Source organism: Microbacterium sp. NC79 (assembly GCF_019061125.1).
Lineage (GTDB): Bacteria > Actinomycetota > Actinomycetes > Actinomycetales > Microbacteriaceae > Microbacterium.
The window spans coordinates 152194-166099 of the sequence record NZ_JAHQYI010000001.1 but is presented as its reverse complement, the minus strand read 5'-3'; the positions used below and the strand labels follow the sequence as shown (position 1 = coordinate 166099).

Sequence of the window (13906 nt, the reverse complement as noted above, 5' to 3'; positions counted from 1 at the left end):
CACAGCCCGGCAGGGTAAATTGGGCGGGTGACTCAACTCGCCGAACCTGATGCGCCCGAACAGCGCCCCACCGACGACAAGCCGGTGTTGGGGTGGGTGACCGCCGAATGGCTGACGAGCCGTCACACTCAGGCTTTCCCAGAGCCCGATTCGCTTGACCTCCTCGAGGGCAAGCCGCTCAAGCGTGGCATCGCTCGCGTTATCGTTCCGGCGGCTCTGCTCGCTGGTCTCGCGGCGAGTTATCTCGGTGCCACCCTGCTTTTTCCGCTGACAAACATTGCACCCACCGTCACCAAGACTCCGGTCTCCGTAACGGCAGCAGCCCCCGCGCTCCCCTCCTGGCCCATTCAAGGTTCCGCAGGTGTCGGCGTGCAGAGTATGGGTAGCGTTTCGAGCACGTTTGAACAGGAGTCGATGGCGAGCATCACCAAGGTGATTACCGCCATGGTTATTCTCGAAGCGCTCCCCCTCGCTCCTGGCGAGCAAGGCCCTGAGTATTACTTCACGCAATACGACAGCAACCTGTACTGGGACTACCTGCGCAATAACGAGTCGGCTCTCGACGTTCCGGTCGATGGCACCCTCACCGAGTACCAGCTGCTTCAGGGCATCCTGATGGGCTCAGCAGGCAACTACACCGACTTCCTCGCTGAGGAAATCTGGAACAGCGACGAAGAATATGCCGCTGCGGCTATGGAGTGGTTGAACCGCAACGGGATCACCGGAATCACGGTCGCCGAACCCACCGGAATTAACCCGGCAAACGCAGCCGTTCCCGGTTCCCTCTCCCGCCTCGCCGAGGTCGCACTGCAGCACCCGGTGTTCGCTGAGATCGTGGCGACCCCGGTTGCGGAGATCCCAGGCAACGCCGAACCGGTCACCAATACCAACGCCCTGCTGGCTGACGCTGGCGTCATTGGCGTGAAGACGGGTTCCCTCGAAGGGTTCAACCTGCTGACGGCGAAAGACGTCACGATCGACGGCACCACGGTGCGGTTGACAGCATCGGTTATCGATCAGGCTGATCCGGAGACCCGCGACGCTGAATCGCGCCGTCTCCTGGCTGACCTCGAGGTCGCCCTGGCGCCGACAAACGCCGTGCCAGCAGGCACCGCCGTCGGAAACGTCGCGACGGCCTGGGGCGCGCAGGCCGAACTGCGCACCGCAACCGACTCGACCCTCATCCTCTGGAACAGCGCGACCGGCACCACCGCCGCACAGCTCGACCTTGGCGACGAGTGGGACAAGGGCGCCAAGGCCGGTGCGCTCACCGTGACCGGTCCGCTCAACGAACGTGTCACCGAGGTCGTGTTGGCGTCTGATCTGCCCGGCCCCTCAGCGTGGTGGCGTCTGACTCACCCGCTCGAGCTGTGGGGCCTGGTATAGGTAGGGCGTTTCGTCTCGGTCGCTTCGCTCGTTAACCGTCCGAGCGTCCGGGTTGTTGCGCGAACGAGGCGAGCCGGAACGCATCCAGCCCGCCTCACGCTTTCGTGTCGCGCGCTACAGCGCGCCGTTCAGCAGCCCTTCGCGCTTGGCTGCGTATAGCTCTTCGCGCCAGCTCGTAATGCCGGTCACCGTGATCGACGAGACCCCGGCATCATCACGTTCAACGCCCATGATCTCGCCAGCGTCGGCGAATCCGTCCTCTGCTACCGCGCGCAGCGCACCATCGGCGTCCCCGTGCATGATCGTCATAACGCCAGCGGGGTCAACGGCAGCAGGGGACAGCTGAAGGGCCACGCCAGGCAGCGCGACGATGCTCGTCGCACCCCACAACGCCCAGAAGGTTCCGTTCACGTCTGAGACGTCGTCGCCGTCGGCGTCAGTAACGGCCCGGGCGGCCGCATCAAGCAGATTGATGATGGCGGTTGCCCAGTCGCTGGCCTTGCCATCAATGCGGTTCGTCAGCACGCTGACGGCGAGGCCCGTCTTCGGGTCGCCCCACGTCTGTGTGATGTGGCCGGGGAAGCCACCCGAGTGCCCAATAACGTGACGCGTACCGATCGTGCGCTGAATCCAGCCGAGGCCATAAAAGCGCGTCAGCCCGTTCTTCGTGATCGTAGATTCCTTGCGCTGCATAAGTCGCTTCGAATCGTCGTTGAGGAACAGCTCGGTGCCGAGTGCGTGTGCGCTCAACCATGCCGAAATGGTCTCAGCGTTGGCCCAGAATCCCGTCGCTGACGCCTGCGCGCGCGTGTCGACGGGGGCGATGACGGGCGACACGGTTTCAGTGTCACCATCGCGCCAATACCCGAGCGGCGCGGCATGGCCTGACACGATGTCGACCTCAGCGCCCTGCCCCAGGTCTGGCCCGATCGTGGCGGGTGCGCCCATGAACGCGGAGAGCACCGGAACGACATCGAGCGCCGCGTCGGCGAAGTCGCGTCCGGTGACGGCCTCAATGATCAAGCCCAACAGACTGTAGGCGAGGTTTGAGTAGTGGAAGTGCGTATTAGCCGGGTAGACGCTTTCGCTCTGCAGCTCGGCAATGAGTTCATTCCGATTCGGGAATAGCTTGGTGCGTTGCCACCAGTTCGCGTCGGTTCCGTCACGCTCGACACCGGCCTGGTGCCCGAGCAGGGCGCGCACGGTGCGTGATGCGACCGGCGCGTCAGCAAGTTCCGGGATGAGGGAACCGACGGTGGCGTCGAGGCTCAGTTCGCCGCGTTCCACGAGCTGCATGATGAGCGTCGCCGTGAAGGTCTTGGAGTGCGAAGCGATGCGGAAGGCGTGCGCTGTGGTAACGGGTTCACGCGTGTTCGTGTCCGTCACACCGGAGGCGTAGGAGAACAGCAGGTCCGAGCCGAGGCGCACGGCAACCTGTACGGCGGGCACCCCCGTCATCACGCGCTGAGTATCGATCCACTCGCGGAGGAAGGGCTCCAACTGAGGGAGAACGGCAACAACAGTGTCATCAGTGCGGGTCATACGTCAAGCCAACCACATAACATGCGGCGCGTTTCGACGCGCTCCGCTCGCTCAACGACCAGAGCGGACGCGGCAGGGTTCCACGTGAAACGTCCCGCCCGGAAGAACTCCGGACGGGACGTTTCGTGTCAATACAGCTAGGCGGTGGGAGCCGCAGGGTCGGTTGCGCCTTCAGCGACAGCCTCCTCAGCACGTGTCTCCACTGCTTCCGTCGGGTTCGCCGACTGCGCCATTTGCTCTTCGGCAGTTTCCGCATCAACAGCCTGCTCGAACTGCGACTGGTACAGGCGCCAGTAGGCGCCCTGCTGCGCGATGAGCTGCTCGTGGTTGCCCTGCTCGACAATGTCACCAGACTCCATCACGAGGATGAGGTCGGCGTCACGAATCGTCGACAACCGGTGCGCGATCACGAACGACGTCCGTCCCTCACGCAGGGCAGCCATCGCGTGCTGCAGCAGCAGCTCGGTGCGGGTGTCGACCGAGCTGGTGGCTTCGTCGAGGATCAGCACGGTCGGCTGCGCGACAAACGCACGGGCGATCGTAATGAGCTGACGCTCACCAGCCGAGACATTGGAGGCATCTTCGTCCAGCACCGTGTCGTAGCCCTCGGGAAGCGAGTGCACGAACCTGTCGACACGCGTCGCAACAGCGGCTTCGACGATTTCCTCGTCCGTCGCAGTCGCGCGGCCATAGCGAATGTTTTCGCGAATGGTTCCGGAGAAGAGCCACGGATCCTGCAACACCATGCCGGTGCGGGAGCGCACATCATCGCGCGTGAGCGTGGCGATGTCTTGGCCGTCAAGCAGGATGCGCCCGCCGTCAAGCTCGTAAAAACGCATCAGCAGGTTCACGAGCGTGGTCTTGCCTGCTCCCGTCGGGCCGACGATCGCAACCGTCTGACCCGGCTCCACCCGGAACGACAGGTTCTTGATCAGCGGACGGTCAGGAGTGTACGCAAATGCCACGTTCTCAAACTCGATCACACCCGCACCTTCAACAAGGGCCGGGGCGTTTTCCGCGTCCGGCTCCTGCTCATCAGCATCGAGAAGCTCAAAAACGCGCTCAGCCGAAGCGGTACCTGACTGCACGACAGTCGCCATGCCACCGAGCTGCGAAAGCGGCTGGGTGAACATCTGCTCGTACTGCAGGAAGGACTGCACGTTACCGATGTTCAAGTTGCCAGCCGCGACCTGCAGTGCACCCACAACGGCGATACCGACGTAGGTGAGGCTACCGATGAACGTCATCGCAGGCATCATGATGCCGGAGAGGAACTGTGCACGGAAGCTCGCCTGGTAGAGCTCTTCGTTCTCCTGTTGGAAAGCAGCGATCTGAGCCTGCTCACGGCCGAAGACCTTGACCAGCGCGTGACCCGAGAAGGATTCCTCGACGCGGGCGTTCAACGCTCCCACCTTGCCCCACTGCGCCTTGAAGGCTTTCTGCGAGCGCGGGCCGATGATGCCGAAGACGACTGCCATGAGCGGCAGCGACACCAGGGCGACCAGCGCGAGCAACCACGAGATCGAGAACATCATGATGAGCACGCCCACCACGGTGAGAATCGATGTGATGGCGCTGGACAGCGCCTGCTGCATCGTCTGCGTGATGTTGTCGACGTCGTTGGTGACGCGCGAAATCAGCTGACCACGCTGCACCTTGTCGAAGTACGACAGCGGCAGGCGGTTGATCTTCTCTTCGATCTGCGCGCGCAGGCGGAACATCGCCTTCACCATGACGATGTTGACGACGTAGCCCTGCACCCAGCCGAGAATGGCCGAGAACACGTACAGCCCCATCACGAACACGATCGTTTCGCGCAGCTTCGTGAAGTCGATGCCTGCACCGGGGTTGAAGTCACTCATCTTCGCGATGGTGTTCGCGAACTCCTGCTGACCTGCGGTACGCAACATCTCAACGAAAGCGTCTTGCGTGGTTCCGGCAGGCACTTGCGACCCCAACTGCGTGTTGAGGAAGCCCTCAAACACGACGTTGGTTGCGTTACCCAAAACGGTCGGTGCCCACACCGACAGCACAACGCCGACGGCGCCAAGCAACGACACCGCGATGAACGCCCATTTGTATGGCGCGAGCACGCCGATCATGCGCTTGAAGCTCGGCCAGAAGTTCTTGGCCTTACCGCCCTGCGCCCACTCGCCCGATTGCATGGCGAGTTCCATCTGCTTGGCGTTTTCTTCTTCCTCTGCCGCCGCGATTTCCGCGTCGGTCAGCGACGTGACATCACTCATGCGTCAACTCCCAGCTGCGATTCGACGATTTCGCGGTACGTCTCGTTGGTGGCGGATAGTTCGGCGTGCGTTCCGGCACCCACGATCTGTCCGTCTTCCAGCACGATGATGCGGTCAGCATCGGTGATGGTCGACACACGCTGCGCGACCACGATCTTGGTGACGTTCGGAAGCGCTGCCCACAGTGCCTGCCGCAGTTTCGCATCGGTGGTCACGTCGAGGGCGGAGAACGAGTCGTCGAAGATCAGAATCTCCGGCTGGCGCACCAGGGCACGCGCAATCGCGAGGCGCTGTCGCTGGCCACCCGACACGTTGGTTCCGCCCTGGGCAATCGCCGACTCAAGGCCGTCAGGCATTTCGGCGACGAAGTCCTTGCCCTGTGCGATCTCCAGCGCCTTCCACAGCTCTTCGTCTGTGGCTTCTTCGCGACCAAAGCGCAGGTTCGAGGCGATGGTTCCGCTAAACAGGAAGGATTTCTGCGGAACCAGGCCGAGCTGGGCCCACAGGCTCTCCGGGTCGGCGTCGCGCACGTCGACGCCGCCCACGAGCACGCGCCCAGCGGTGACATCGAACAGGCGCGGCAGAAGCGACACCACGGTCGTCTTACCTGAGCCTGTGGAACCAACAATCGCGACGGTCTCGCCTGCACGCGCTTCAAACGACACGTTGTGCACGACGGGGGCTTCCGCACCCGGGTACTGGAACGTCACGTTGTCGAATCGCACGACACCGCGCTCCGGAAAGTCGAACACCGGGTTTGCGGGAGCCGCAAGCGTGGAGTCGTGGTCAAGCACTTCGCCGATACGGTCGGCCGACACGGCAGCGCGCGGGATCATCATCGTCATGAAGCTGGCCATCAGCACACCCATCAGGATGAGGCCGATGTACTGCATAAACGCGAAGATCGTGCCGAAGCTGGTGTTGCCGTTATTGACCTCGATGCCGCCGAACCAGACAACGCCCACAATCGTGACGTTGAGCACCAGCATGGCGACGGGGAAGAGTACGACAAAGAGCGAACCGATCCAGCGGCCGATTGCCAGGATGCCGTCGTTTGCCTCACGGAAGCGCTCTTCTTCAATGCGCTCGCGCACGAACGCGCGCACCACGCGCACACCGGTGAGCTGTTCGCGCAGCACCAGGTTTACGGCGTCAAGCTTCTTTTGGTACTGACGGAACGCCGGAACCATGCGGCTGATGATGAAGAGGGCGAACACCAGGAGGATGGGCACCGCGACCGCGATCAGCCACGAAAGTCCGACGTCTTGGCGCAGCGCCATGATGATGCCGCCGATCGCCATGAGCGGTGCCTGCACGAGCATCGTGGCACCCATCATGGCGAGCATCTGCACCTGCTGCACATCGTTCGTGTTGCGGGTGATCAGAGATCCAGCGCCGAAGTGTGAAATCTCACGCTCCGAGAAGTCGCTGACGCGGGTATACACGTCGCCGCGGATGTCGCGACCGGCAGACATGGCTGCGCGGGCCGCGAAGAAGGTGGCGATGATCGATGCGACGATCTGACCGAACGCGATCGCGAGCATGAACCCGCCGCGCGTCCAGATGTAGTTAGTGTCACCCTTTGCGACACCCTCGTTAATGATGTCGGCATTGAGGTTGGGAAGGTACAGCGATGCCAATACCGCGGCGGCTTGAAAGAAGAGCACGGCGATGAGCCAGCCCCGGTACGGTTTCATGTACCTGATGAGGAGTTTTCTGAGCACTGTCTCTCCGATTCAGGTCTCCCTTTTCCGCCGGTGGGCAAAAAGGGGCAAGGAGACACATTACGTCTCTCCATCCTGACTTGCAACGTACAAGCGGATGAAATGTTCCCGAATCCTGGCAATCAGGGGCGAGAATTTTTCGACGAGCGATCAGGGTACTCGACACCCTACGGCTCGACTACTCGAACTCGGCAGCCACGGCGTTGCGGTGGTAGTCGAAGATGATGCTGGTGCGCGTGGAGGCGACGGTGGGCTGCGCCGACAGGTGCTCGACCACGAACGTGCGCACATCAGCGGAGGAGGCGACGGCAATGTGCACGAGGAAATCGTCTGAGCCGCCGACAAAGAACACTTGAATGACCTGCGGGAGGCGACGGATCGCGTTGCTAAACGCGACAATGCTTTCCTGTCGTGAGCCGGCGCGAAGCGTGACTCCGACCATCGCTTGGAGCCCCTTGCCGAGGCGCGCCTGGTCAATGCTGGCGTGGAATCCGGAGATCACGCCACGCTCGATGAGCGCCTTGACTCGGGCGTGCATCGTGGAGGGCGCGACGGCAACGTCGGCAGCCAATTCGGCATTCGTCATGCGGCCGTCGCGGGTCAACAGTTCAACGATGCGTGCATCCACTTCATCAAGCCGAAGATCATTCGTCACAATGAGCACATCCCCTTCGATTTCGCCGGATACCGCCCGATGCTACCGCCAAGGCCGAATCTTCTTCATTGTTTGCATTATTAGCCCGAACTTTCTGCGATTCTATTCCGCACCGCGCACAATTTTTTGACGCACACTGAAGGCATCGACTTCAACGCCGAAGGAGAACCCCATGAAGGTTGCCATCCCCACCGAGATCAAGAACAACGAGAACCGCGTTGCGATTACCCCCGCTGGTGTAGACCTCTTAGTGCATCGCGGTCACCAGGTTTTTGTGCAACAGGGTGCAGGTGCAGGCTCCAGCAACATCGATGCCGACTATGTGGCTGCCGGCGCGACGATTGTTCCGGACGCCGAGTCCGCCTGGGGCGAAGCCGAGCTCCTGCTCAAGGTGAAAGAACCGATCGCGAGCGAGTACCGGTACCTGCGCGATGACCTCACCCTGTTCACCTACCTGCACCTTGCAGCAGACAAGGCACTGACTGAGGCGCTCCTCAACGCGAAGACGACGGCCGTCGCATACGAAACGGTGCAACTGGCCGACCGCTCCCTCCCCCTGCTGAGCCCGATGAGCGAGGTCGCCGGACGCCTGTCAATCATCGTTGGCGCGCATTCGCTTATGCGCCCAGCGGGCGGGCGCGGCATTCTGATGGGTGGCATCCCCGGAACCCCGAAGGCGAAGGTTGTCATCATCGGTGGCGGGGTGGCCGGTGAGCATGCGGCAGCGGAAGCACTCGGCATGGGGGCGGATGTCACCGTGATCGACGTGTCGCTTCCGCGCTTGCGCGATTTGGAACGTCGCTTCAACGGTGAGATTCAGACGCGTGCATCCAACCGGTGGGAAATCGCGGAACAGGTGTCAAAAGCAGACCTCGTGATTGGTTCCGTGCTCATCCCCGGCGCCTCCGCACCAAAGCTCGTGACCCTCGATATGGTCGCAGGCATGAAGGAGGGATCGGTACTCGTCGACATTGCCATCGATCAGGGCGGATGCTTCGAAGGCTCCAACGCGACCACCCACGATGACCCAACCTTTACCGTGCACAACTCCCTCTACTACTGCGTCGCCAACATGCCTGGCGCGGTTCCGGAGACGTCAACCCGCGCGCTCACGAACGCAACACTGCCGTACGTTGCCGCAATCGCCGACAAGGGGTGGGCGCGTGCGGCGGCAGACGATGCCGCTCTGGCACGCGGTCTGAACACCCAGGGCGGCGTCATCACAAATGACGCAGTGGCAGCCGCGTTTTCCAGCTGACCATGGCAATCGCGGACGCACTGGCATCCGGCGTGCGCCGCGTATCCGCCCACGCGGATTTTCCATGACCTCCGCCGCAGCGTCGCGGGTGCTCGTTCACCGAGCGCGGTTTTTTACAGCCCGGTTTGTGTCTCGCCGTCGCGCCTCGGTTTGTAAACCACGAGGGAGTGGAACACATAACGCACGATAAAAGCGATCGCGAGCAAGACCGCGGTGGCAAGCACGCTCGACACATGCCACGTTTCGACAACGACGTAGAGTGCCGCGATACGCACGATCGCTTCGATCGCGTTAAACGCGAACGACTTCGCGAAGCGCAACCACATGGGCCCGGCTGCGGCCTTCATATCGCGGAACACGAAGAGCTCAATCAGCAGGAAGTTGCCGACGATCGTCAGCGCGCTTGCCACGATGGCCGCCCACACATACGGCACGTCCCACCCGGTCAGCACCGCCATGATGAGAACGTTCGCGACGGCACCGAGGCCACCGATGAGCGCAAAGATCGACATTCGACCGAACCGCAATTGCGTGAGCTGGATCAGGAACCGGAGCCCCTGCGTGAAGGACGCCTTCGACTCCCCTGCATGGCGGGCTTGGAAGTCGAACGGGATTTCAGCGACGCGAAGTGGTTGGCGGGCGAGAATTTCCAGCAAGATCTTGAAGCCGCGCGGCTTGAGGTTCTCCCAGTCGATCACGGTTTTGTCGACAAGGAAGAACCCGGTCATCGGGTCAGTGCACTCGCGCAACCGCACGGGGAACATTGCCTTGGTGACCATGGTGGAGAGCTTCGAAACGGCGACGCGAACCTGGTCGCTCAGCCCGTTGGCGGTTCCGCCTCCCGTGTAGCGCGATGCGACCACTACATCAGCGTCGCCCTCGGCGTAGCGAGCCAAGAGTTCCGGAATCTTCTCGGGCGGATGTTGCAGGTCGCCATCCATCACAATGCAGACGTCGCTGTGCGCAGCGCGGATTCCGGTGACGACCGCGCCACCGAGGCCGCCTTCGGCGACCTCGCGGTGGATAACCTGCACGGCAATCGCAGCGGTCGGTGCGAGCGCCCGCGCAATCACGGGGGTCTCGTCACTGCTGTCATCGACGATGATCAGCTCAGCGTTGACGCCAACGAGTGCGGAGGAGACGCGCGAAATGAGTTCAGCAACGTTGCCAGCCTCGTTGTACGTCGGCACAATAATGCTGGCGGCGAATGGGGCCGCACCGGTGGCTTCTGACATGAAGTCTTCGGCTATTCCTCTACCTCGGTGGATGACGCTGACGCATCGGGTTCTGCGACGACGCTTGCCAGAGTAACTGCGTGTCCGCTTCTGAACTCCGCGGCTCTCCCCAAAACGTCACGGATGTGCCCGCGCCGTAAGTAACCGTAACGGAGTTATCGGTCTCGTGCGTCAGATCATCCCAAAACAGTCCGGCCTGGTCGCAATTCACGCAAAACATGCCCCATCATGTGCGAGTTCTGGGAGGTGGTGGACAGCCCACAGAGCCGGTTTTCCGGGTTACCCTGAATTTATGACGACTCCCGCAGCAGACACCATCACTATGTTTGGCGCCGAATGGTGCAGCGACTGCCGCCGCACCAAAAAGCAGCTCGACGGTCTCGGTATCGAGTACACCTACGTCGACCTCGAGGCTGAGCCCGCGGCAGCCGAGGTCGCGCGCGAAATCTCCGGCCGCATGAACATTCCGGTGGTCGTATACCCCGACGCAACGCACCACGTTGAGCCGTCGAACGACGACGTCGAGCAGAAGCTGCGCTCACTCAACCTGATTTGACGCGCAGTCGTTGCCTCCGTGCCCTATGCTGGCGCGATGAGCAACGCCGCTCCGTCTCAGACGACGCCCGCCACCCGCCTGTCCGCTGGCACGATCGCCCGGTATTCGATCGGATCGATCGGAACCGGTGGTTTTGCGACCCTTCCTGGCCTCGTCCTTGCGTACTACCTGACAGACAATCTCGGGGTCGCTGCCGCAACCGCCGGGCTCATCATCACCGTTGCCAAGCTGTGGGATGTGGTGATCGATCCGCTCATCGGCGCCCTGTCTGACCGTCAGCGCATTCGATACGGCACCCGCATCGGCTTCATGAAGCTCGGCGCCATCGCCCTCCCTGTGCTGTTCGCGCTGACGTTTGCCGCGCCGCCTGCGTGGGGCACCGTCGTTGGAACCATCTGGGTGCTCATCGCGTTCACCGGCGCTGCCACCGCATTCAGCCTGTTTCAGGTTCCGTATCTGGCGCTGCCTGCCGAACTCACCGAGAGCTACGACGAACGCACTCGCCTGCTGACCTGGCGCGTCATGGTGCTCACCGTCGCAATCCTGCTGTTCGGTGCTGGCGGGCCGATGCTGCGCAAGCTCACCGGCGACCCGATCACCGGCTACCTCCTGATGGGCGTCGTGGCAGGCGTCGTGGTTGGTCTCGGCATGTGGGTCGCGGCCCGCACCGCACCGCGCCAAGCACCGCTCACACAATCCCCGCTACCGCGCCTCAATCTGTGGAACCACTACGCCGATGGCGTGCGTGCACTGCGCCGCAGCCAACCGTTCCGCGTCCTGCTACTCACGTTTTTCCTGCAGGCGCTCGCCACCGGCCTCATGCTCGCGGGCGCCCAGTACGTCGCAACCTGGGTCATGAAGAGCGAAGACGCTGTGACGTTCTTGTTCGTCGCGCTCATCGCACCAGCGCTCCTCGCCGCCCCCGTGTGGCGCCTCATCGCCAAGCGCACAAACAAGCAGGTGGCGTTCCGCTTTGCGACGCTCGTCTTTATCGTCGCCGCCCTAGCAATCTCTATCGCGGTCTGGCTTCCAGGCGACTGGATGTATGTCCCGGTCGGCGTCGCAGGTGTTGCGTATGCCGGCATGCAGTCTCTGCCCATGTCGATGCTTCCCGACGTCATTTCGCATGATGAGCGGGAGAGTGGAACCAATGGTGCGGGTGCACTGAGCGGCATCTGGACAGCGGGTGAAACGATTGGGTTCGCCCTGAGCGCCACCGCACTCACCACGGTCTTGGCGATCACACAGTATGTGCCGAGCGTCGCTGGCCAGTCGGTTGCGCAACCAGCATCCGCCATCATCGGCATCGTCGTCAGCTTCTCCCTGGTTCCGGCGGGCCTCGCCGCCCTCAGCCTGCTGTCGCTTGCACGCTATCGCCTCACGCGCGCAGACATCGATCAGGTCGCCACCGTAGAGTAATCAGGATTTCAAAGGAGACCGCGATGAGCCCCACTGCTGCCCCCCAGCCGAAGAAGCCTGCCGCGAAAAAGGCCGAGACGAAGAAGTCGGTGACGAAGAAGTCTGCCGCATCGGCACCCACGATTGCCGCCGATATTCGCGCCTCGCTCGACGCCGACATCGCCGCCCTCGAGATGGGCGGAAAGATCTGGTCGACGCTGACGGTTGGCCAGCGCTCGACCGTGCTTGGTCATGTGCGCGACGCTGTCGCGAAGCACGCAGAAGAGTGGGCGCTGACCGCCGCGGCCTCCAAGGGGCTCGATGCCCAGCACCCGCTGCGAGGCGAGGAGTGGCTTGCGGGCCCGTACGCCACTCTTGCGGGCCTGGACGCGCTGAAGAGTTCACTCGATGCGCTGGTCGCAGGCAACAGCCCCATCGCAGACGCGCGCACATCGCTCACGCCAACCGGCCAGGTCGCCGTGCACGCGTTCCCGGCAACCAAGATCGACGCGATGCTGCTGAACGGTTTCACCGGCGAGGTGTGGCTTAAGCCCGGCGTCACCGTTGACCAGGCCAAGCGCACCGCTGGCCTGGCGCAACTCACCCCAACCGAGGGCGGCGGCGTCGGCCTCGTTTTGGGCGCTGGCAACGTCACCTCCATCCCGATTCTCGACGTGATGTACGAGCTCATCGCGTTTAACCGCGTCGCGCTCCTCAAACTCAACCCGACACAGGACAGCCTGCTCGGCGTCTTCCGCAAAGCGCTGCAGCCGCTCATCGAACCCGGTTTCGTGCGCATCGTGACCGGTGCAGGTGACGTCGGCGCATACCTCACCGCGCACGAGGGCTTCTCGCACGTGCACATCACCGGCTCCGCCGTCACGTTTGACACCATCGTGTGGGGCCCGGGTGAGGCCGGCCAAAAGCGCAAGGCCACCGGCCAACCGCAACTCACCACACCCATCACGGGCGAGCTCGGCGGTGTTGCCCCCATCATCGTGGTTCCCGGCCCCTGGACGCAGGCTGACCTGGATTACCAGGCCGAACACGTCGTCACGATGCGCCTGCAAAACAGCGGCCACATCTGCATCTCCGGGCAGGTCGTCATCGTCTCGCCCGACTGGGAGCAGAAGGATGACTTCCTCGCCGCGGTACGCCGCGCCTACGCCAAGGCCCCGCAGCGCCCGGTGTGGTACCCGAACAGCGACGCGAAGCGCGCCATCGCGACAAATGCCTACCCCGACGCCGAACAGTATGGCCCGCGCCTGCTGGTCGAGATTGATGGAGACGACGACGCGACAACGCTGGAGACCACCGAGTTCTTCTCGCCGGTGCTTGGCATCGTGGAGGTCGACGGAACCGGTCAGCAGTTTGTCGAAAACGCGGTCGCGTATGCGAATGAGCGACTCGCAGGCACGCTCGGCGCCAATGTGCTGATCGACCCCATCACGCAAGCAAACCTCGGTGAAGGCTTTGAACGCGCGATCACAGAGCTCCACTACGGCAACATTGCCATCAACGGGTGGACCGGCTTCTCGTTCGTCGCGCCCACCCTGTCATGGGGCGCCTTCCCCGGCCACACGCTGGAGGACGTCGGTAGCGGCATCGGTATTGTGCACAACGCCCTGTTGCTTGACGACGTCGAGCGCTCGGTGCTGCGCGGGCCGTTCCGTCCGTTCCCGCGCTCACTCGGCCGCAGCCGATTCTCGATTCTGCCCAAGCCGCCGTGGTTTGTCACCTCGCGGACGTCGGCGGAGGTGTCTGAGGGCTTCACGCGGTTCCTGATCGACAACAACGTGTTGCGACTGACGAAGACCCTCGGCGCTGCGCTGCGCTCTTAAGCCGTCACACGAAACGCCCGCCGCGAGCGCTCAAGCACTCGGGCGGGCGTTTTGTGTTGTGTGTC

At 62.9% G+C, this 13906-nt stretch carries 10 protein-coding genes; 5 read left to right on the top strand and 5 right to left on the bottom strand.

Annotation, left to right across the window (positions count from 1 at the left end):
• Positions 1–27: 27 nt before the first annotated feature.
• Positions 28–1386, top strand: a complete 1359-nt coding sequence (locus KTJ77_RS00770; RefSeq protein WP_217336626.1) for a D-alanyl-D-alanine carboxypeptidase — start codon at positions 28–30, stop codon at positions 1384–1386.
• 114 nt (positions 1387–1500) lie between these two features.
• On the opposite strand, the gene KTJ77_RS00765 is transcribed toward KTJ77_RS00770, so the two are convergent.
• The 4 genes from KTJ77_RS00765 to KTJ77_RS00750 form a co-directional block, all read right to left on the bottom strand.
• Positions 1501–2928: a serine hydrolase gene (locus tag KTJ77_RS00765; protein ID WP_217336625.1), complete on the bottom strand. Its 1428-nt coding sequence runs from the start codon at positions 2926–2928 to the stop codon at positions 1501–1503.
• Positions 2929–3065: 137 nt separating this feature from the next.
• A complete protein-coding gene (locus KTJ77_RS00760) occupies positions 3066–5105 on the bottom strand; it encodes an ABC transporter ATP-binding protein (protein WP_254367450.1) in 2040 nt (679 codons plus the stop codon).
• Between the two features lie 65 nt (positions 5106–5170).
• Entirely contained in the window at positions 5171–6898 is a 1728-nt protein-coding gene (locus KTJ77_RS00755; protein ID WP_217336623.1) for an ABC transporter ATP-binding protein, read from the bottom strand.
• 178 nt (positions 6899–7076) lie between these two features.
• On the bottom strand, positions 7077–7553 hold the full coding sequence (locus tag KTJ77_RS00750; RefSeq protein WP_217336622.1) for an Lrp/AsnC family transcriptional regulator: 477 nt from the start codon (positions 7551–7553) through the stop codon (positions 7077–7079).
• A 172-nt stretch (positions 7554–7725) separates the two neighbouring features.
• Between KTJ77_RS00750 and ald the strand changes: the two genes are divergently transcribed.
• Positions 7726–8811: an alanine dehydrogenase gene (ald, locus tag KTJ77_RS00745; protein WP_217336621.1), complete on the top strand. Its 1086-nt coding sequence runs from the start codon at positions 7726–7728 to the stop codon at positions 8809–8811.
• A 113-nt stretch (positions 8812–8924) separates the two neighbouring features.
• Here ald and KTJ77_RS00740 read toward each other — a convergent pair whose 3' ends face one another.
• Positions 8925–10046 (bottom strand): glycosyltransferase family 2 protein, encoded by a 1122-nt coding sequence (locus KTJ77_RS00740; RefSeq protein WP_217336620.1) that lies wholly within the window; start codon positions 10044–10046, stop codon positions 8925–8927.
• Between the two features lie 292 nt (positions 10047–10338).
• On the opposite strand from KTJ77_RS00740, the gene KTJ77_RS00735 reads away from it, so the two are divergent.
• The 3 genes from KTJ77_RS00735 to KTJ77_RS00725 are packed head-to-tail and all read left to right on the top strand — an operon-like array spanning position 10339 to position 13841.
• On the top strand, positions 10339–10602 hold the full coding sequence (locus KTJ77_RS00735; protein WP_217336619.1) for a glutaredoxin domain-containing protein: 264 nt from the start codon (positions 10339–10341) through the stop codon (positions 10600–10602).
• Positions 10603–10638: 36 nt separating this feature from the next.
• Positions 10639–12021, top strand: a complete 1383-nt coding sequence (locus tag KTJ77_RS00730; RefSeq protein ID WP_217336618.1) for an MFS transporter — start codon at positions 10639–10641, stop codon at positions 12019–12021.
• A gap of 23 nt (positions 12022–12044) precedes the next feature.
• A complete protein-coding gene (locus KTJ77_RS00725; protein WP_217336617.1) occupies positions 12045–13841 on the top strand; it encodes an aldehyde dehydrogenase family protein in 1797 nt (598 codons plus the stop codon).
• Positions 13842–13906: the final 65 nt, after the last annotated feature.

What these genes read in the sequence shown, in the direction of transcription:
- KTJ77_RS00765 (WP_217336625.1), bottom strand. Translation starts at nt 2,928, where the DNA reads ATGACCCGCACTGATGACACTGTTGTTGCCGTTCTCCCTCAGTTGGAG.
- KTJ77_RS00760 (WP_254367450.1), bottom strand. Translation starts at nt 5,105, where the DNA reads ATGGAACTCGCCATGCAATCGGGCGAGTGGGCGCAGGGCGGTAAGGCC.
- ald (WP_217336621.1), top strand. Translation starts at nt 7,726, where the DNA reads ATGAAGGTTGCCATCCCCACCGAGATCAAGAACAACGAGAACCGCGTT.
- KTJ77_RS00740 (WP_217336620.1), bottom strand. Translation starts at nt 10,046, where the DNA reads ATGTCAGAAGCCACCGGTGCGGCCCCATTCGCCGCCAGCATTATTGTG.
- KTJ77_RS00735 (WP_217336619.1), top strand. Translation starts at nt 10,339, where the DNA reads ATGACGACTCCCGCAGCAGACACCATCACTATGTTTGGCGCCGAATGG.
- KTJ77_RS00730 (WP_217336618.1), top strand. Translation starts at nt 10,639, where the DNA reads ATGAGCAACGCCGCTCCGTCTCAGACGACGCCCGCCACCCGCCTGTCC.
- KTJ77_RS00725 (WP_217336617.1), top strand. Translation starts at nt 12,045, where the DNA reads ATGAGCCCCACTGCTGCCCCCCAGCCGAAGAAGCCTGCCGCGAAAAAG.